The organism is Bordetella pertussis 18323, assembly GCF_000306945.1.
In the GTDB taxonomy this organism is placed as follows: domain Bacteria; phylum Pseudomonadota; class Gammaproteobacteria; order Burkholderiales; family Burkholderiaceae_B; genus Bordetella; species Bordetella pertussis.
The window spans coordinates 3,849,467-3,866,804 of the sequence record NC_018518.1 but is presented as its reverse complement, the minus strand read 5'-3'; the positions used below and the strand labels follow the sequence as shown (position 1 = coordinate 3,866,804).

General features: G+C 68.1%; 21 protein-coding genes. All 21 read right to left on the bottom strand.

Annotated features, from left to right (window positions below):
* Window positions 1–10: 10 nt before the first annotated feature.
* Window positions 11–358, bottom strand: a complete 348-nt coding sequence (locus BN118_RS18355) for a phosphoribosyl-ATP diphosphatase (RefSeq protein WP_003815805.1) — start codon at window positions 356–358, stop codon at window positions 11–13.
* A complete protein-coding gene (hisI, locus tag BN118_RS18350) occupies window positions 355–759 on the bottom strand; it encodes a phosphoribosyl-AMP cyclohydrolase (protein ID WP_003815804.1) in 405 nt (134 codons plus the stop codon). Before hisI ends, BN118_RS18355 begins: the two co-directional genes overlap by 4 nt.
* Window positions 756–1,565 (bottom strand): imidazole glycerol phosphate synthase subunit HisF, encoded by an 810-nt coding sequence (gene hisF, locus BN118_RS18345; protein WP_003815802.1) that lies wholly within the window; start codon window positions 1,563–1,565, stop codon window positions 756–758. The genes hisI and hisF overlap by 4 nt, the downstream gene beginning before the upstream one ends.
* A complete protein-coding gene (gene hisA, locus BN118_RS18340) occupies window positions 1,562–2,302 on the bottom strand; it encodes a 1-(5-phosphoribosyl)-5-[(5-phosphoribosylamino)methylideneamino]imidazole-4-carboxamide isomerase (RefSeq protein WP_010927224.1) in 741 nt (246 codons plus the stop codon). Before hisA ends, hisF begins: the two co-directional genes overlap by 4 nt.
* A 63-nt stretch (window positions 2,303–2,365) precedes the next feature.
* Window positions 2,366–3,043 carry an imidazole glycerol phosphate synthase subunit HisH gene (gene hisH / locus BN118_RS18335; protein WP_010931644.1) on the bottom strand — a complete coding sequence of 226 codons (678 nt, stop codon included), beginning with the start codon at window positions 3,041–3,043 and terminating at the stop codon, window positions 2,366–2,368.
* 31 nt (window positions 3,044–3,074) lie between these two features.
* Entirely contained in the window at window positions 3,075–3,662 is a 588-nt protein-coding gene (gene hisB, locus BN118_RS18330) for an imidazoleglycerol-phosphate dehydratase HisB (protein ID WP_003815795.1), read from the bottom strand.
* 1 nt (window position 3,663) lies between these two features.
* Window positions 3,664–4,761 carry a histidinol-phosphate transaminase gene (gene hisC, locus BN118_RS18325; RefSeq protein ID WP_014906111.1) on the bottom strand — a complete coding sequence of 366 codons (1,098 nt, stop codon included), beginning with the start codon at window positions 4,759–4,761 and terminating at the stop codon, window positions 3,664–3,666.
* The gene (hisD, locus tag BN118_RS18320; RefSeq protein WP_010931641.1) at window positions 4,758–6,062 is read right to left on the bottom strand and encodes a histidinol dehydrogenase; all 1,305 of its coding nucleotides are present in this window, start codon (window positions 6,060–6,062) and stop codon (window positions 4,758–4,760) included. The genes hisC and hisD overlap by 4 nt, the downstream gene beginning before the upstream one ends.
* A gap of 50 nt (window positions 6,063–6,112) precedes the next feature.
* A complete protein-coding gene (hisG, locus tag BN118_RS18315; protein ID WP_010931640.1) occupies window positions 6,113–6,784 on the bottom strand; it encodes an ATP phosphoribosyltransferase in 672 nt (223 codons plus the stop codon).
* Window positions 6,781–8,049 (bottom strand): UDP-N-acetylglucosamine 1-carboxyvinyltransferase, encoded by a 1,269-nt coding sequence (gene murA / locus BN118_RS18310; protein ID WP_014906110.1) that lies wholly within the window; start codon window positions 8,047–8,049, stop codon window positions 6,781–6,783. Before murA ends, hisG begins: the two co-directional genes overlap by 4 nt.
* Window positions 8,049–8,294, bottom strand: a complete 246-nt coding sequence (locus BN118_RS18305; protein WP_023853613.1) for a BolA family protein — start codon at window positions 8,292–8,294, stop codon at window positions 8,049–8,051. The genes murA and BN118_RS18305 overlap by 1 nt, the downstream gene beginning before the upstream one ends.
* A gap of 5 nt (window positions 8,295–8,299) precedes the next feature.
* Complete coding sequence (locus BN118_RS18300; RefSeq protein ID WP_010931639.1) at window positions 8,300–9,115, bottom strand: ABC transporter permease; 816 nt, start codon at window positions 9,113–9,115, stop codon at window positions 8,300–8,302.
* A complete protein-coding gene (locus BN118_RS18295) occupies window positions 9,112–9,924 on the bottom strand; it encodes an ABC transporter ATP-binding protein (protein WP_033446832.1) in 813 nt (270 codons plus the stop codon). Before BN118_RS18295 ends, BN118_RS18300 begins: the two co-directional genes overlap by 4 nt.
* 104 nt (window positions 9,925–10,028) lie before the next feature.
* Entirely contained in the window at window positions 10,029–10,652 is a 624-nt protein-coding gene (locus tag BN118_RS18290; RefSeq protein ID WP_003815780.1) for an MlaC/ttg2D family ABC transporter substrate-binding protein, read from the bottom strand.
* Window positions 10,653–10,685: 33 nt separating this feature from the next.
* Entirely contained in the window at window positions 10,686–11,477 is a 792-nt protein-coding gene (locus BN118_RS18285) for an MlaA family lipoprotein (protein WP_010931638.1), read from the bottom strand.
* 99 nt (window positions 11,478–11,576) lie between these two features.
* Complete coding sequence (gene mlaD / locus BN118_RS18280; RefSeq protein ID WP_003815777.1) at window positions 11,577–12,083, bottom strand: outer membrane lipid asymmetry maintenance protein MlaD; 507 nt, start codon at window positions 12,081–12,083, stop codon at window positions 11,577–11,579.
* A gap of 12 nt (window positions 12,084–12,095) precedes the next feature.
* On the bottom strand, window positions 12,096–12,881 hold the full coding sequence (gene mlaE, locus BN118_RS18275) for a lipid asymmetry maintenance ABC transporter permease subunit MlaE (RefSeq protein WP_010931637.1): 786 nt from the start codon (window positions 12,879–12,881) through the stop codon (window positions 12,096–12,098).
* Complete coding sequence (locus BN118_RS18270; RefSeq protein ID WP_010931636.1) at window positions 12,878–13,714, bottom strand: ABC transporter ATP-binding protein; 837 nt, start codon at window positions 13,712–13,714, stop codon at window positions 12,878–12,880. Before BN118_RS18270 ends, mlaE begins: the two co-directional genes overlap by 4 nt.
* Window positions 13,715–13,868: 154 nt before the next feature.
* Window positions 13,869–14,852, bottom strand: coding sequence for a Bug family tripartite tricarboxylate transporter substrate binding protein (locus BN118_RS18265; RefSeq protein ID WP_010931635.1), 984 nt, complete (start codon window positions 14,850–14,852; stop codon window positions 13,869–13,871).
* An 81-nt stretch (window positions 14,853–14,933) separates the two neighbouring features.
* Window positions 14,934–15,572 carry an OmpW/AlkL family protein gene (locus tag BN118_RS18260; protein WP_003815769.1) on the bottom strand — a complete coding sequence of 213 codons (639 nt, stop codon included), beginning with the start codon at window positions 15,570–15,572 and terminating at the stop codon, window positions 14,934–14,936.
* A 291-nt stretch (window positions 15,573–15,863) separates the two neighbouring features.
* Complete coding sequence (locus BN118_RS18255; protein ID WP_010931634.1) at window positions 15,864–17,330, bottom strand: glutamate synthase subunit beta; 1,467 nt, start codon at window positions 17,328–17,330, stop codon at window positions 15,864–15,866.
* Window positions 17,331–17,338: the final 8 nt, after the last annotated feature.

Below are 17,338 nucleotides of genomic sequence, written 5' to 3'. Positions count from 1 at the left end.
GGTTCCGTGCTCAGTCTCGCGGCCGCCGGGCCTTTTCCTCGAGGCCGGACAATCCCTCGCGGCGCGCCAGCTCGGCCAGTACGTCCTCGGGTCGCAGATTGTAATGGGTCAAGGCTACCAGACAGTGGAACCAGAGATCAGCGGTTTCACTAATGATGCGGTCGGGCTGGCCGTCCTTGGCCGCCATGACCAGCTCGGTAGCTTCTTCGCCGATCTTCTTCAGGAAGGCGTCGGGCGCCTTGGACAGCAGCTTCGCGACGTAGGACGACTGCGGATCGCCGCCGGCCTCGGGGCGGCGCGTGGCCAGGGTATCGGCGATACGCGACAGGATGTCGTCGCCGGCGGTCGGGGTGGTCATTTGTAGATCAGCTCCGGGTCTTTCAGCACCGGGTCGATGGTGATCCACTCGGCCTGGCTGGCGGTCCCTTCGAGGCGGCGGTAGAAGCAGCTGGCGCGCCCGGTGTGGCAGGCGATGCCGCCGTTCTGGTGAACCTTCAGCAGGATGACGTCGCCGTCGCAGTCCAGCCGCAGTTCGTGCACGTCCTGGGCATGGCCGGACTCTTCGCCCTTGCGCCACAGGCGCTGGCGCGAGCGCGACCAGTACACGGCGCGCCCGGTGGCGGCCGTCTCGGCCAGCGCTTCGCGGTTCATCCAGGCGACCATCAGGATCTGGCCGGTTTCGGCATCCTGGGCGATGGCCGGGATCAGGCCGTTCTCGTCGAAGACGACCTCGGCCATCCAGGTGGGTTCGGTATTCATGTCAGTCTCACGGCAATGCCGCGCTCGGCCATGTACTGCTTGCACTCGCGCACGGTGTGTTGGCCGAAGTGGAAGATGCTGGCGGCCAGCACGGCGCTGGCGCGGCCGGTGGTCACGCCATCGGCCAGGTGCTGCAGGTTGCCCACGCCGCCCGAGGCGATGACGGGCACGGGTACGGCATCGGAGACGGCGCGGGTGAGCTCCAGGTCGAAGCCCGATTTGGTGCCGTCGCGGTCCATGCTGGTCAGCAGGATTTCGCCGGCGCCATAGGCGGCCATGCGGCGCGCCCAGGCCACGGCGTCCAGCCCGGTGGCCTTGCGGCCGCCGTGCGTGAAGACTTCCCAGCGGGCCGGTTCGCCCTCGGCCGAGCTGCGGCGCGCGTCGATGGCGACCACGATGCATTGCGAGCCATGGTAGTCGGCCGCCGCGCGCACCAGCTCGGGGTTGGCGACCGCCGCGCTGTTGATGCTGATCTTGTCGGCGCCGGCATTGAGCAGGCGCTGTACATCGGAGACCTGGCGCACGCCGCCGCCCACTGTCAGGGGAATGAAGACCTGCGAGGCCACCTGCTCGATGATGGGCAGGATGAGGTCGCGCCCGTCGCTGGTGGCGGTGATGTCGAGGAAGGTGAGCTCGTCGGCGCCCTGCTCGTTGTAGCGGCGCGCGATCTCGACCGGATCGCCCGCATCGGTGAGGTTGACGAAGTTCACGCCCTTGACGACGCGGCCGGCGGTCACGTCGAGGCAGGGGATGATGCGGCGCGTCAGCGTGCTGGCGCCGGCGGCGGCAATGCGGCTGGCATTCATTTGGCGAGTTCGTCGGCGCGGGCCTGGGCAGCCTGGAAGTCGAGCGCGCCTTCGTAGATGCTGCGGCCCAGGATGGCGCCTTCCACGCCGTCGTCCTCGACCGCGCACAGGGCTTCGATATCGGACAGGCCGGCAATGCCGCCGGAGGCGAACACCGGGATGCGCACGTGCTGCGCCAGCCGCACCGTGGCGTCGACGTTCACGCCCGAGAGCATGCCGTCGCGGCCGATGTCGGTGTAGATGATGGCTTCACAGCCATAGTCCTCGAACTTCTTGGCCAGGTCGAGCACGTCGTGGCGCGTCAGCTTGCTCCAGCCGTCGGTGGCGACCTTGCCGTCGCGGGCGTCCAGGCCGACGATGATCTGGCCGGGAAACGCGCCGCAGGCGTCCTGCAGGAACCCCGGGTTCTTGACCGCGGCCGTGCCGATGATCACGTACGAGATGCCGGCGTCCAGGTAGCGCTCGATGGTGTCCAGGTCGCGGATGCCGCCGCCGATCTGCACCGGGATGTCGTCGCCGACGGCCTGCAGGATGGCCTTGATCGGCGCTTCGTTCTTGGGCTTGCCCGCGACAGCGCCGTTCAGGTCGACCAGGTGCAGCCGGCGGGCGCCCAGGTCGAGCCAGTGGCTTGCCATGGCGGCGGGGTCTTCGGAGAACACCGTAGCATCGTCCAGGTCACCCTGGCGCAGGCGCACACAGCGCCCGTCTTTGAGATCGATGGCGGGGATCAGCAGCATGGTGGATAGCGAGCGTTGAAAAAGTCGTTGGAAATATCGGCCCAAGGCCGTCGCGACAGGCGTTTACGGTTGCCAGTCTACAAAATTGCGGTACAGGCGCAAACCGTGCTCGGCGCTCTTCTCGGGGTGGAACTGCACCGCGAAAATGTTAGCGGCCGCCACGGCGCAGGTAAAGGCGACCCCGTAATCGGTGACGCCGGTGGTCAGGGCCGGATCGGATGGAGCCGCATAATAACTGTGCACGAAATAGAAATGCGTGCCGTCCGGGATGCCCTCCCACAATGCATGGGAGCGCGTTTGCCGCACTTGGTTCCAGCCCATGTGCGGGACTTTCAGGCGTTCCCGCGCGGCAGCGGGGGGCGCCGCGGCGGCCTGGTCGGCGGCGACCGGGTCGGCGAACTGCGGGCCGGCGAAGCGGCGCACCTCGCCCGGGAAGATGCCCAGGCACGGCGTACCGCCTTCCTCGCTGCGCTCGAACAGCATCTGCTCGCCCACGCACACGCCCATCAGCGGCTTGCTGGCGGCGGCGCGCTCGACCGCGGCGCGCAGGCCGGATTCGTTCAGCGTGCGCATGCAGTCGGGCATGGCGCCCTGGCCGGGGAAGACGACGCGGTCGGCCGCGTCGATCTGCTCGGGGCGGTTACAGATCCGGATGTCGGCGTCGGGCGCGGCATGTTGCAGCGCGCGGGCGACGGAATGGAAGTTGCCCATTCCGTAATCGACAATGGCAATGGTGCTCACGAGTGTGTCTGCCTGGTGCGGGTACGGGGCGTTACAGCACGCCCTTGGTGGACGGCACGGCATCGCCCATGCGGGGATCGACCTCCAGGGCCATGCGCAGCGCGCGGCCGAAGGCCTTGAACACCGTTTCGCATTGGTGGTGGGCGTTGAAGCCGCGCAGGTTGTCGATGTGCAGGGTCATCAGGGCGTGATTGACCAGGCCCTGGAAGAACTCCCGGGTCAGGTCCACATCGAAGTCGCCGATGCGCGCGCGTGTGAAGTCGATGTGGTACTCGAGGCCCGGACGGCCCGAGAAATCGATCACCACGCGCGACAGCGCCTCGTCCAGCGGCACGTAGGCGTGGCCGTAGCGGCGCAGGCCGGCCTTGCTGCCGACCGCCTTGGCGATGGCCATGCCCAGCGTGATGCCGACGTCCTCGACCGTGTGGTGGGCGTCGATGTGCAGGTCGCCGTCGGCCTTGATGTCCAGGTCGATCAGGCCATGGCGGGCGATCTGGTCCAGCATGTGGTCCAGGAACGGCACGCCGGTGTCGATGGTCTGCTTGCCGGTGCCATCCAGGTTGACGGCCACGCGGATGCGCGTTTCATTGGTGTTGCGGGTAATTTCAGCGGTACGCATGTTAAGCACTCAGGATGTCTTGCAGCGCTGACAGGACCGCCGCGTTCTCGGTAGGCGTGCCTACGGAGATACGCAGGCAGTCGGCCAGCAGCGGGTGAGCATTCGAGAAGTTTCTAACCAGTATTTTGCGCGTTTTCGGCGCAAGATGCACGGCGTTGCCGTCCAGCTTGCCGCAAAAGCGCGCAAGTACGAAGTTGCCGGTGCTCGGAAACACGGTGACGCCGGGCAATGCGGCCAGGCCGTCGGCCAGCGGCTGGCGGTCGGCGCGCAGGCGGTCGGCCTGCGCGTCGAGTACCGGCTTGTGGCGCAATACTGCCGCCAGCACCGCCTGGCTGAGCACGTCCATGTTGTAGGGGGGACGCACTTTGTCGAATTCGGCGATCCACGCCGGATGGCCGGCCAGGTAGCCGAAACGCAGGCCGGCCAGGCCGATCTTGGATACGGTGCGCATCACGACGGCGTTGGGCTCGTCCATGATGCGCGGCATCCAGGTGTGCCCCGCGAACGGCTGGTAGGCCTCGTCCAGCACCACCAGGCCGGGGGCGGCGTCCAGGATGGCGCGCACCGCCGCGTCGGGCCACAGGTCGCCGGTGGGATTGTTGGGCAGCGCCAGGAACACGACCTTGGGCTGGTGCGCCTCGATGGCGGCCAGGGTGGCCGGCAGGTCCAGCTCCAGCCCGGCGGTCAGCGGCACGCCGACGAAACGGGCGTGCGACAGGCGCGCCGCCATGTCGAAATACACGAAAGAAGGCCAGGGCGACAGCACCGTGTCGCCGGGCTCGCAACAGGCCTGGATGATCAGGTGGATGAGTTCGTCCGAGCCGTTGCCGAACAGCAGGCCTGCCTGGGCCGGTACCTCGAACGCCTGGCGCACCTGGGCCTGCAGCGCCGGGTTGGCGGCGGCCGGATAGCGGTTGAGCGGCGTCTCGCGGGCGGCCCGGGCGATATCGTCGCGCACCTCGGCGGGCAGCTCGTACGGGCATTCCATCGCGTCCAGCTTGATACAGCCGGCGGCATCGGCCACCGGATAAGCGGTCAGCGCCCGGATGTCGGCCCGCACGGCGCGGGCGATGCGCTCGGGCGCCGCGACGCCGGTCATGGCTGGTCGAGCCGGTACTGGGCGCTGGCGGCGTGGGCCTGCAGGCCTTCGCCCAGGGCCAGTTCGGCGGCGATGCGCCCCAGCGTCTGGGCGCCCTCGCGCGAGACCTGGATCAGGCTGGAGCGCTTCTGGAAGTCGTACACGCCCAGCGGCGACGAGAAGCGCGCCGTGCGCGAGGTCGGCAGGACGTGGTTGGGGCCGGCGCAGTAGTCGCCCAGCGCCTCCGAGCTGTAGCGGCCCATGAAGATCGCGCCCGCGTGGCGGATCAGGGCGGTCCAGCGCTGCGGCTGCTCGGTGGAGATCTCCAGGTGTTCGGGGGCGATGTCGTTGGCGATGGCGCAGGCCTCTTCGAGGTCGCGCACCAGGATGAGCGCGCCGCGGTTGGCCAGGCTGACGCGCAGGATGTCGGCGCGCGGCATGCCCGGCAGCAGGCGTTCGATGGCGGCCTCGACCTCGGCCAGGAAGGCGGCGTCGGGACAGAGCAGGATGGACTGGGCCAGTTCGTCGTGCTCGGCCTGCGAGAACAGGTCCATGGCGATCCAGTCGGCCGGTGTCTTGCCGTCGCAGATCACCAGGATTTCGCTCGGGCCGGCGATCATGTCGATGCCGACGGTGCCGAAGACGCGCCGCTTGGCGGCGGCGACATAGGCGTTGCCCGGGCCGACGATCTTGTCGACCGCCGGCACCGTGGCGGTGCCGTAGGCCAGCGCGCCGACGGCCTGGGCGCCGCCGATGGCGAAGGCGCGGTCGACGCCGGCGATGGCGGCGGCGGCCAGCACGATGGGGTTGCGCACGCCGTCCGGCGTGGGCGTGACCATGATCAGCTCGGGCACGCCGGCAACCTTGGCCGGAATGGCGTTCATCAGCACCGACGACGGATAGGCGGCCTTGCCGCCGGGCACGTACAGGCCGACGCGGTCCAGCGCCGTGATCTGCTGGCCCAGCATGGTGCCGTCGGCCTCGGTGTAGGTCCAGGTCTCGCCGCGCTGGCGCTCGTGATAGGCGCGCACGCGCGCGGCGGCGGCTTCCAGCGCCTGGCGCTGGGCGGCCGGCAGCGAATCCAGCGCCGCATGCCAATCGGCCTGGGGGATTTCCAGGGCCGTGGCGTCGTCGACGGCCAGGCGGTCGAAGCGCTGGGTGTATTCGAGCAGCGCGGCGTCGCCGCGGCGGCGCACGTCGGCCAGGATGCCGGCGGCGGCCTGGTCGATGGATTCGTCCTGCTCGGCCTCGAAGGCCAGCAATTGGGACAGGGCGGTTTTGAACCCGGGATCGCGGGAGTCGAGACGATTGATCAAGGCCATGGCGTCATGGTACTGCAAGGAAGGCCGCCCGCCGGCGCGGGCGGCGGGGTTCAGGCGATGCGTTCGCTGGCGCGCCGGAAGGCGTCGATGAGCGGCTGCAGGCGCGCGCCGCGCGTCTTGAGCGCGGCCTGGTTGACGATCAGGCGCGAGGAGATCGGCATGACGTCCTCGACCGCCGCCAGGCCGTTGGCGCGCAGCGTGCCGCCGGTCGAGACCAGGTCGACGATGGCGTCGGCCAGGCCGACCAGCGGGGCCAGCTCCATCGAGCCATACAGCTTGATGATGTCGACGTGCACGCCCTTGGCGGCGAAGTGCTCGCGCGCCGACTGCACGTACTTGGTGGCCACGCGCAGGCGCGCGCCCTGGTGCACGGCCGCCTGGTAGTCGAAGTCCTGGCGCACCGCCACGCACAGGCGGCATTTGGCGATGTTCAGGTCGATGGGCTGGTACAGGCGCCCCGATTGCTGGGCGGCGTGCTCGATCAGCACGTCCTTGCCGGCGATGCCCAGGTCGGCCGCCCCGTACTGCACGTACGTAGGCACGTCGGAGGCACGCACGATGATCAGGCGCAGGCCCGGGTCGCTGGTCGGCAGGATCAGCTTGCGCGAGCTTTCCGGGTTCTCGGGGACCTCGATGCCGGCTTCGGCCAGCAGCGGCATGGTTTCTTCGAAGATGCGGCCCTTGGACAGGGCCAGCGTCAGGGGGGCGGCGGCGGGGTTCATGCCGTTTCCTTGCCAGTTACGCGTTGAATGCTCGCGCCCAGGGCGCGCAGTTTGACTTCCATCCGATCGTAACCGCGATCGAGATGGTAGATGCGGTCGACCAGGGTCTCGCCCTCGGCGGCCAGGCCGGCGATCACCAGGCTGGCCGAGGCGCGCAGGTCGGTGGCCATGACGGTGGCGCCGGACAGCCGGGCGACCCCGCGCACGACGGCGGTATGGCCGTCGATGTCGATGTCGGCGCCCAGGCGGCACAGCTCCTGCACATGCATGTAGCGGTTCTCGAAGATGTTCTCGACGATGACGGCGGTGCCGTCGGCGACCGTGTCCAGCGCCATCAGCTGGGCCTGCATGTCGGTGGCGAAACCGGGATACTCGTGCGTGCGCGCGCCGACGGCGCGAGGGCGGCCGTGCATGGCGCCGCGGATCCAGTCCGGCCCGGTTTCGATGGTCAGGCCGGCCTCGACCAGCTTGTCCAGCGTGGCGCCCATGGTGTCGGGCGCGGCGCCGCGCAGCGTGATGTCGCCGCCTGCCGCGCCTACCGCGCACAGGAAGGTGCCGGCCTCGATGCGGTCGGCAATGACGTCGTGGCGCGCGCCGTGCAGCCGCGCGACGCCATCGACGACGATGCGGTCGGTGCCGTGGCCCTGGATGCGCGCGCCCATCTTGATGAGCAGCTCGGCCAGGTCGACCACTTCGGGTTCGCGCGCGGCATTTTCCAGCACGGTCTGGCCTTCGGCCAGCACCGCCGCCATCAGCAGGTTCTCGGTGCCGGTGACGGTGACCATGTCGGTGCGGATCGAGGCGCCCTTCAGGCGCGTGGCGCGCGCCACCACGAAGCCGTGCTCGATCTCGATCTCGGCGCCCAGCGTCGCCAGCCCCTTGATGTGCTGGTCGACCGGCCGCTGGCCGATCGCGCAGCCGCCCGGCAGGCTGACGCGGGCCTGGCCGAAGCGGGCCAGCAGCGGGCCCAGCACCAGGATCGAGGCGCGCATGGTCTTGACCAGCTCGTACGGCGCTTCCAGGTTGTCGACCTGGTCGGCCTGCAGGGTGACGGTGCCGTCGCCGGCGCGTTCGGCGCGCACGCCCATGCGGCCCAGCAGGCGCAGCGTGGTCGAGGTGTCGTTCAGTTGCGGCACATTGCCCAGCACGAGCGGCTCGGCGGTGAGCAGGCTGGCGCACAGGATGGGCAGGGCCGCGTTCTTGGCGCCCGAGACGGTGACTTCCCCACGCAGGGGCGAGCCGCCGGTGATGCGCAGTTTGTCCATCAGCTTCCTGCCTTGGCGTACTCGGCGGGGGTCAGCGTGCGCATCGACAGCGCATGGATCTCCGCCTTCATGCGATCGCCCAGCGCGGCGTAGACCAGCTGGTGGCGCGCGATCAGGCGCTTGCCCTCGAAGGCGGCGCTGACGATCACCGCGTCGAAGTGCGAGCCGTCGCCCTGCACGTCGAGGTGTTCGCACGGGAGTCCGTCGGCAATGTACTGGCGGACCTGCTCGGGGGTGGGAAGCATGGACATCAGTTCCTGAGTTTGTAGCCGCTGCCCAGCAGGCGCAGCGCGTAGAGCGACAACACGACGAAGACGCCGGCCACGACCGCTAGGCTATGCCATGGCGACACATCGGACACCGAGAAGAAGCCGTAACGGAAGCCGTCGATCGTGTAGAAAATGGGGTTCCAGTGCGACACCGCCTGCCAGAACGGCGGCAGGGTGTGAATGGAATAGAACACGCCGGACAGGAAGGTGGCGGGCATGATCAGGAAGTTCTGAAAGGCGGCGAGCTGGTCGAATTTCTCGGACCACAGCCCGGCGATCAGGCCCAGCACGCCCATGATGCCGCAGGCCAGCATCGCGAACAGCAGCACCCAGGCCAGGTTCTGCGGCGGCAGCGGGATGAAGAACAGCGCCACGATCCACACGCACAGCCCGACCGCCATGCCGCGAACCACCGCCGCCAGCACGTAGGCGGCGAAAATCTCGCGGTGAGACAGCGGCGGCAGCAGCATGAACACCAGGTTGCCGGTGGCGCGGCTCTGGATCAGCGACGAGGACGGGTTGGCGAAGGCGTTCTGCAGCATGCTCATCATCATGAGGCCGGGGATCAGGAACGCGGTGTACGGCACGCTGCCATAGACCACCAGGCGTCCTTCCAGCACATGGGCGAACACCAGCAGGTACAGCAAGGCGGTAATGACCGGCGCGGCGATGGTCTGGAAGCTGACTTTCCAGAAACGCAGCAGCTCCTTGCGCAGCAGGGTCGGAAAGCCCGAGCCGGCGTCCAGGCGCGGCTGTACCAGGGGGCGGCTGGCGGCGGAGGTATCGGACTGGCTCACGATGCGGCCTCTTCCGGGTTCAGGGCGCGCGGCTCGGCCGGGTCGTCCTGGTGCATGATGCGCACGAACGCGTCTTCGAGATCCACGCCGCCGACCCGCGCCAGCAGCGCCTGCGTGGTGTCCAGGGCGACAATGCGTCCCCCTTTGAGCATGGCGATGCGCGTACAGAGCGCTTCGGCCTCTTCGAGGTAGTGCGTGGTCAGCATGATGGTGTGGCCGGCCTTGTTCAGGCGCGAAATGAACTCCCACAGGGTGCGGCGCAGGTCCACGTCCACGCCGGCGGTCGGCTCGTCCAGCACGATGACCGGGGGGCGGTGCACCAGGGCCTGCGCCACCAGCACGCGGCGCTTCATGCCGCCCGACAGCGCGCGCATGTTGGTATCGGCCTTGTCGGCCAGGCCCAGGTTGAACAGGATTTCGTCGATCCAGTCGTCGTTGCGGCGCAGGCCGAAATAGCCGGACTGGATGCGCAGCGTCTCGCGCACGGTGAAGAATGGGTCGTAGACCAGCTCCTGCGGCACCACGCCCAGGGCCCGGCGGGCGGTCTTGTAGTCGGCCACGACGTCGTAGCCGCACACGCTGGCGCGGCCGGTGGTGGCGTGCGCCAGGCCGGCCAGGATCGAGATCAGGGTGGTCTTGCCGGCGCCGTTGGGGCCGAGCAGGCCGAAGAACTCGCCGTGCTCGATCTGCAGGCTGACATCGTTGAGCGCCTGGAAGCCCGGGGCGGCCGGCTGGCCGAAAAGCTGCTTCCAGCCGCGCCGGCGCGGCTGGTAGATTTTTGAGACGTGTTCGAGGCTGACGGCTGACATAAAGCGGGAAGTGCCCGGAAAAAAGAGCGAATTCCCCATTATAGAGGGGGCCTCGCCGTTGCCGGGCAATGTCCCTGGCCAGCCGGGGTTTTGCCGTCGCGGCCTTACTGGTTGCGCTGGTTCAGCGCCTGGATCAGGCCGTCGATCCCGTTCTGGTTGATCTGCTGGGCGAACTGGTTGCGATAGTTCTCGATCAGCCAGATGCCCTCGACGTTCATGTCGTAGATGCGCCAGCCCTGCGGCGTCTTCTCGAGGCGGTAGTCGACCTGTACCGGCTGGCTGTTGCTCTGGCTGATCAGCGAACGGACCACGACGTCGTCGGCGTTGGGGTCGCCGCGAAACGGCAGCAGCTTGATGGTGGTGCCGTTGTCGACCTTGGTGAGCGCGCCGCTGTAGGTCCGCACCAGGGTGCCGCGAAACGCCTTGGCCAGCTCGGCCTTCTGGGTGTCGGTCGCCTGGCGCCAGTAGCGGCCGGCCGCCAGGCGGGTGGTTTTCTGGAAATTCACGAACGGCAGGATATGCGCGTCGACGACCTGGTTGATGTGCGCCAAGTTGCCGGCCTTGACGTTCTGGTCGCTCTTGAGGATGTCGATGGTCTGGGTGGCCGCGTCGAGCACGAACTTGTCGGGCGGGCCCATGGGGTCGGGCGCGGCCTGGGCGCCGGCGGCCAGGGCCAGGGCGCCGGCGAGGAACAGTCGATGCAGCAGCGAAACGATGGAAAAACGCATGAAATCTCCTTGCGAATCGGGCGGTGGCCGGCCTTACTGCGGCTGGGCGGCCGGCTGGGCGGCCGGCGCGGCGGGGGCCGCGTCGTCATCGCCCTCGTCTTCATAGGTGGGCAGCGTGTCGTCGCCCGTCTTGGTGCCGCGCACCATGGCGGCGCGGCGCTGCAGGTAGGCGTCGCGCACGAAGCTGTAGGGATCCAGCGCCACGCGGTCCACGGTGTCGGTGGTATCGAGCAGGCTGGCGCGCAGGTCGACGGCCTCCAGGCCCCACAGCGAGTTGCGCAGCGGCACGTTGTCGATCGCGCCGATGGTCGCGCCCTGGTTGCCGGTCCAGTCGCCGATCAGGCCGACGCCGTCGCGCAGGCTGCTGGCGCCCCAGATCGGCAGCACCAGGTACGGTCCCTGGCCGAAGCCCCAGACGCCCAGCGTCACGCCGAAGTCGTTGGGGATCTTGCGCGCCCCGGTGGTCGACGCGACGTCGAAGCAGCCGCCGATCCCCATGGTGGTATTGAACAGGAAGCGGCCGATCGTGTTGACGAAATCGTGCCCGCGGCCTTGCAGGAAGCTGTTGGTGGCCGACCACAGGTCGCCCACGTTGCTGAACATATTGTGCACGCAGCTGCGCACCGGCTGCGGGGTGACGAAGGTATAGGCCTGGGCCACCGGCTTGAACAGCGCGCGGTCGACCGTGTCGTTGAACTTGTAGACGCCCCGGTTGAAGCCTTCCCAGGGATCGCGCGGATCAGGATTCTTGGGCGCTGCGCAGCCGGCCAGCAGGACGCCTGCGGCGGCGATGGTGGCGATTCGAGCGGCAGAGTGCTTCGTCATGGCAAGGTCAACCTGTGGGGGCAACGCAACGGTGCCCGTTGTTGTTCTGGGCGCGGCGCCGGCTGCGATAGGCCGGCGCCCGCGGGTCTGTGTCAGCGATTATTGCTGAGGTTTGGGTTCCGCGCCCGTTTCCGGCGCTGCGCTGGAGCCCTGTTTCTCAGCGGTACCGTACAGGAACTGGCTGATCAGTTGTTCCAATACCACGGCGCTCTGGGTATAGCGGATCTTGCCGCCCTCGGCGAAATCCTCTTCCTCGCCGCCCGGCGCCAGGCCGACATATTGCTCGCCCAGCAGGCCCGAGGTCAGGATGGCGGCCGACGAATCGGTGGGGAATCGGTAGGCGGTTTCCAGGTCAAAGGTTACAACAGCCTGGAAGGTTTTGTCGTCGAAGGCAATCCTGGAAACCCGTCCGACCACCACGCCGGCGCTCTTGACCGGCGCGCGCACCTTCAGCCCGCCGATGTTGTCGAAATTGGCAGTCAGCTGATAGGTGGGCGCGAAGGAGAAGGTGCTGAGGTTGCCCGCGCGCAGCGCCAGGAACAGCAAGGCGGCCGCGCCCAGCAGCACGAAAAGCCCTACCCAGAAATCGGTTTTTTCTCGTGACATGATGAATCCGTATCAATTGCCAAACATCAGGGCGGTGAGGATGAAGTCCAGTCCAAGGACGGCCAGCGAGCCGACCACCACCGTGCGGGTGGTGGCGCGGCCCACGCCTTCGGGCGTCGGCCGGGCCTGCCAGCCTTCGTAAAGCGCCACCAGGGTGACGGTCACGCCGAACACGAGGCTCTTGATCACGCCGTTGAGCACGTCGTCCAGCACATCCACGCCATTTTGCATCTGCGACCAGAAGGCGCCGGCGTCCACGCCTATCATCAGCACCCCGACGATCCAGCCGCCCAGGATGCCGACCATGGAAAACACCGCCGCCAGCACCGGCATGGCGATGATGCCGCCCCAGAAGCGCGGCACCAGCACGCGGCGCATCGGGTCCACGGCCATGACTTCCATGGCCGAGAGCTGCTCGCCGGCCTTCATGAGGCCGATTTCGGCCGTCAGCGAGGTGCCGGCGCGGCCGGCGAACAGCAGCGCCGTGACCACCGGCCCCAGCTCGCGGACCAGCGACAGCGCCACCAGCAGGCCCAGCGCCTCTTCGGAACCGTAGCGGTTGAGGGTGTAGTAGCCCTGCAGGCCCAGCACGAAGCCCACGAACAGGCCCGAGACCGCGATGATCAGCAGCGAATAGTTGCCGATGAAGTGAACCTGCTGCGACACCAGGCCGGGGCGGCGCACGGCGATGCCGCTGCGCGCCAGCAGCGCGCCCAGGAACCGCGTGAAATAGCCGATGCCGCCGATCTGGCCGCGCACCCAGCCGCCCAGGCCGTTCAGCGCCTTGTGCGCGCTCATGGCTTGCGTCCTTCTTGTTGTGCGAGCCAGGCACGGAAGGCCGGCGTTTCCGGATACTGGAACGCCACCGGCCCGTCCGGCTCGCCGTTCAGGAATTGTTTGACGTAGGGGTCTTGCGAGGCCGCGAGCTGCTGCGGCGTGCCGGCCGCGGCCAGCCGGCCCTGCCCAACCAGGTAGACCTGGTCGGCGATCGCGAAGGATTCCTGCACGTCGTGGGTGATCAGCACGGTGGCGCAGCCGAGGCGGTCGGCCAGGCTGCGGATCAGGCGCGCGGTGATGCCCATGGAAATCGGATCCAGCCCGGCAAACGGCTCGTCGTACAGGATGAGTTCGGGCTCCAGCACCACGGCGCGGGCCAGCGCCACCCGGCGCGCCATGCCGCCGGAGATTTCGGCCACCCGCAGGTGGGCGGCGGTGCGCAGGCCCACCGCGTCCAGCTTGTCGAGCACGCGCGCGGTGAGTTCCGCCTCGTCCAGCGCGGTGTGCTCGCGCAGCGGGAAGGCGACGTTCTCGAAGACGTTGAGGTCGGTGAACAGGGCCCCTTGCTGGAACAGCACGCCCATGCGCTTGCGCAGGGATTGCAGGCCGTCCTGGCTGACGCTGCCGACATCGGTGCCGAAGGCCTGGACCGAGCCGCGCTGGGCGACGATCTGGCCGGTGGCCGCGCGCAGCAGCGTCGTCTTGCCGGACCCGGAGCCGCCCATCACCGCCACGACCTGCCCGGCGTGCACCTGCATGGAGATGCCGTCCAGTACCGTGAAGTCGCCATAACCGAGCGCCACGTCTTCCAGGGACAGGGCGAGTTCCGAGCTATTGCGGGTATGAACGGGCATAGGCAGCGGTAAAAGGTTGGGGGCCGCCCACGGGCGGCCCGCGCCGGGCGAAACGGCCATTGTATCGCGAGCGCAATGGTCGCCGGCCGTTGGTGCGCAAATGGGAAAGTGAAGTCCGCCTATGGGTCAATATAATCAGGGACGCATCCATCCTTCATTGCAGCGAGATATTGCCCGCCTTGATGACCTTGGCCCATTTTTCCGTCTCGGACTTGATGAAAGCGCCAAATTCTTCAGGCGTTCCTCCGCCTGCCTGACTGTCGGTATCGGCAATTGCCTTCACCACCTCGGGATCTTTCAGGATCTTATTGAACTCGGCGTTCAAGCGGGCAATGATGGGAGCCGGCGTGCCGGCCGGTGCGACGATGCCCTGCCAGTTGTAGGACTCGAAGCCCGGCAGCCCGGATTCGGCCATGGTGGGCACATCCGGCAGGACGTCCAGCCGCTTGAGCGAGGTGACCGCGATGGGATGGACTTTCTTGCTCTGGATGGACGGCAGCGCCGAATAGCCCATTTCGAACATCATGGTGATGTGGCCGCCCATCAGGTCGGTGGCCGCCAGGCTGCCGCCCTTATAGGGGACATGGACGATATCGATGCCGGCCTGCTCGCGGAACATCTCGCCGGACAGATGGTGCGCGCCGCCCACGCCGGACGAGCCGAAGGTCAGCTTGCCCGGTTCCTGCCGGGCCAGCGCGATCAGGTCCTGCAGGTTCTTGACCGGCAGCGTGTTGTGCACGCTGAGCACCAGCGGGCTGTTCTCGATCAGCACGACCGGGGCCAGGTCTTTCTGCGCATCGTAGGGGATGGCGGGCATGAGCGTGGGGTTGACCGCCATCGGCGCCAGGTTCCCGGTGCCGATGGTGTAACCGTCGGGAGCGGCCTTGGCGACCAGGTTGGTGCCGATGACGCCGCCGGCGCCGGCCTTGTTCTCGACCACGATGCTCTGCTGCAGCGATTCGCCCAGCTTGCGGGCCAGCAGGCGCACGCGCGTGTCGGCGAATCCGCTCGGGGCGTACGGCACGATCAGGGTGATGGGCTTGGACGGCCAGCTGTCGGCCTGGGCGCGGGCCGGGCCGGCGGCGGCCAGCGTGGCGGCGGCGAGCAGCGCCGCGGCGAGGGGGCGGAAGGATTTCATGCGCGGGCTCCTCGTTGGTTTCATGGTCGCGTGAATCCCGCATTATGCCTTGCGCCCCTGCCGGCCCGGGGGGCGGGCGCCTCAGAAGCGGTAGCCCACCGCCACGGTGGCGACCCACGGATCGATGCGGGCGGTGCCGATGCGCTGGCCGTCCAGTTTGACCTTGGACGAAATGTCGATGTAGCGCAGGTCCGCGTTGAGGAACCAGCGCTCGTTCAGCTTGACGTCCACCCCCAGCTGTCCCGCCAGGCCCCAGGAATCGCCCAGCCTGAGGTCCGAGCCCTCCAGCGCGCCGTGGGTCTTGGTGTCGAAGAAGGTGGTGTAGTTCAGGCCGACGCCGACATACGGCTGCACCGTGCTGTCCGGCAGGAAGTGCCATTGCACGCTGAGCGTGGGCGGCAGTTGCTTGGTGCTGGCGATGCGGCCCAGGCCGCTGCCGCGGATATCGTGTTCGAAAGGCCAGGCCGCCAGCAGTTCGATGCCGATGTTGCGGGTGGCCATGTAGGTGACGGTGAACGACGGCCGGACACTATTGTTGGCGTCGAGGTCCACCGACCCGTTCAGGACGCTGCCGTTGTTCGATTTGGGGCGGACCTGCGAGGCGCCGACCTTGAGCAGCCAGTCGCCGGCCTCGTGGGCCCGGGCCGGCGCGGCCAGCAGGCCGGCGGCGAGCAGCGCGGCGCCAAGGGTGGCGCGGCCCTGCCGGTAAAGCGTGTACATGCACGATCTCCATCTGCGTTGAGTGTGTGGAAATCGTGACAGTTCGGCCGCGCCGGCAGCTTGACCCAGGTCAAGCGGGCCGGACCGCGCGCACGGGTTGTTTGCGGTACGTCAAGGGATCGGACTACCTGTCCGCGCATGGTGACCGGCGTCTGCGCGTGTGCCTGTCCCCGCTGGGACAGGCACACTGCCGTACGTACTAAGACGGTATCCGTCCCCGCGGGGACAGGCACTCTTGTCGCAGGTGCCGCTCCCACGCGGGACAGGCACCCCGCCGGGACAGGCTCCCGTTCAACGCGGCAGCTCGGATGCGCCCATCAGGTACTCGTCGACCGAGCGCGCGCACTGGCGCCCTTCGCGTATGGCCCAGACGACCAGCGACTGGCCGCGCCGCATGTCGCCGGCGGCGAACACCTTGTCAACATTGGTTCGGTAATCGTCGGTGTTGGCGCGCACGTTGCCACGCGCGTCGCGGTCCACGCCGAACGCGTCGAGCACCGTGGCCACCGGCGAGACAAAGCCCATGGCCAGCAGGACGAGGTCGGCCGGGATTTCGAATTCCGAGTCTTCGATCTCGCGCATCTTCATCTGGCCGGTGGCTTCGTCCTTGAACCACTCGACGCGCACGCCGACCAGCTTCTCGACCTGGCCGTCGCTGCCGGCCAACGCCTTGGTGGCCACCGACCAGTCGCGCTCGCAGCCTTCATCGTGCGAGGACGAGGTGCGCAGCTTGAGCGGCCAGTACGGCCAGACCATGGGCTTGTCCTCGCATTCGGGCGGCTGGGGCAGCAGTTCGAATTGCGTGACCGAGGCCGCGCCGTGGCGGTTGCTGGTTCCGACGCAGTCCGACCCGGTGTCGCCGCCGCCGATCACGACCACGTGCTTGTCCTTGGCCAGCGTCTGGCCGCTCAGGCGATCGCCGGCGACGGCCTTGTTCTGCTGGCGCAGGAAGTCCATGGCGTAGTACACGCCGGACAGCTCGCGGCCCGGCACCGGCAGGTCGCGCGGGGTTTCCGAGCCGCCGGTCATGACGACGGCGTCGAAGTCCGCCAGCAGCGACTGCGGCGTACGCACCGTCAGCCCATCGGCGGCGGCGTCATCCGGGTTGCCGATGTAGGTCGAGGGAGCGAATTCCACGCCCTCGGCTTCCATCTGCGCGATGCGGCGGTCGATCTGCGACTTCTCCAGCTTGAAGTCGGGAATGCCGTAACGCAGCAGCCCGCCGATGCGATCGCTTTTCTCGAACAGGGTGACCGAATGGCCGGCGCGCGCCAGCTGCTGCGAGCAGGCCAGCCCGGCGGGGCCCGAGCCCACCACGGCAACCTTCTTGCCGGTCTTGCGCACCGGTACCTGCGGCGTCACCCAGCCCTCGGCCCAGCCCTTGTCGATGATGGCGTGCTCGATCGACTTGATGCCGACGGCGTCGCTGTTGATGTTCAGCGTACAGGCGGCCTCGCACGGCGCGGGGCAGATGCGGCCGGTGAATTCGGGGAAGTTGTTGGTCGAGTGCAGGACGTCCAGCGCGCGGCGCCAGTCCTGCCGGTAGACCAGGTCGTTCCAGTCGGGGATGATGTTGTTGACCGGACAGCCGTTGCTGCAGAACGGGATGCCGCAGTCCATGCAGCGCGCCGCCTGTTGCTTGGCCTGTTCGTCGTTCAGGTGCAGGACGAACTCGCGCCAGTGCTTGAGGCGCTTCTGCGGGGCCTCGGCGGCCTCCTGCAGGCGCTGGAATTCCATAAAGCCAGTGATCTTTCCCATGCTAATCC

Coding starts and splice junctions, on each gene's coding strand:
- BN118_RS18355 (WP_003815805.1), bottom strand. CDS start 358: ATGACCACCCCGACCGCCGGCGACGACATCCTGTCGCGTATCGCCGAT.
- hisI (WP_003815804.1), bottom strand. CDS start 759: ATGAATACCGAACCCACCTGGATGGCCGAGGTCGTCTTCGACGAGAAC.
- hisF (WP_003815802.1), bottom strand. CDS start 1,565: ATGAATGCCAGCCGCATTGCCGCCGCCGGCGCCAGCACGCTGACGCGC.
- hisA (WP_010927224.1), bottom strand. CDS start 2,302: ATGCTGCTGATCCCCGCCATCGATCTCAAAGACGGGCGCTGTGTGCGC.
- hisB (WP_003815795.1), bottom strand. CDS start 3,662: ATGCGTACCGCTGAAATTACCCGCAACACCAATGAAACGCGCATCCGC.
- hisC (WP_014906111.1), bottom strand. CDS start 4,761: ATGACCGGCGTCGCGGCGCCCGAGCGCATCGCCCGCGCCGTGCGGGCC.
- hisD (WP_010931641.1), bottom strand. CDS start 6,062: ATGGCCTTGATCAATCGTCTCGACTCCCGCGATCCCGGGTTCAAAACC.
- hisG (WP_010931640.1), bottom strand. CDS start 6,784: ATGAACCCCGCCGCCGCCCCCCTGACGCTGGCCCTGTCCAAGGGCCGC.
- murA (WP_014906110.1), bottom strand. CDS start 8,049: ATGGACAAACTGCGCATCACCGGCGGCTCGCCCCTGCGTGGGGAAGTC.
- BN118_RS18305 (WP_023853613.1), bottom strand. CDS start 8,294: ATGCTTCCCACCCCCGAGCAGGTCCGCCAGTACATTGCCGACGGACTC.
- BN118_RS18295 (WP_033446832.1), bottom strand. CDS start 9,924: ATGTCAGCCGTCAGCCTCGAACACGTCTCAAAAATCTACCAGCCGCGC.
- BN118_RS18290 (WP_003815780.1), bottom strand. CDS start 10,652: ATGCGTTTTTCCATCGTTTCGCTGCTGCATCGACTGTTCCTCGCCGGC.
- BN118_RS18285 (WP_010931638.1), bottom strand. CDS start 11,477: ATGACGAAGCACTCTGCCGCTCGAATCGCCACCATCGCCGCCGCAGGC.
- mlaD (WP_003815777.1), bottom strand. CDS start 12,083: ATGTCACGAGAAAAAACCGATTTCTGGGTAGGGCTTTTCGTGCTGCTG.
- mlaE (WP_010931637.1), bottom strand. CDS start 12,881: ATGAGCGCGCACAAGGCGCTGAACGGCCTGGGCGGCTGGGTGCGCGGC.
- BN118_RS18270 (WP_010931636.1), bottom strand. CDS start 13,714: ATGCCCGTTCATACCCGCAATAGCTCGGAACTCGCCCTGTCCCTGGAA.
- BN118_RS18265 (WP_010931635.1), bottom strand. CDS start 14,852: ATGAAATCCTTCCGCCCCCTCGCCGCGGCGCTGCTCGCCGCCGCCACG.
- BN118_RS18260 (WP_003815769.1), bottom strand. CDS start 15,572: ATGTACACGCTTTACCGGCAGGGCCGCGCCACCCTTGGCGCCGCGCTG.
- BN118_RS18255 (WP_010931634.1), bottom strand. CDS start 17,330: ATGGGAAAGATCACTGGCTTTATGGAATTCCAGCGCCTGCAGGAGGCC.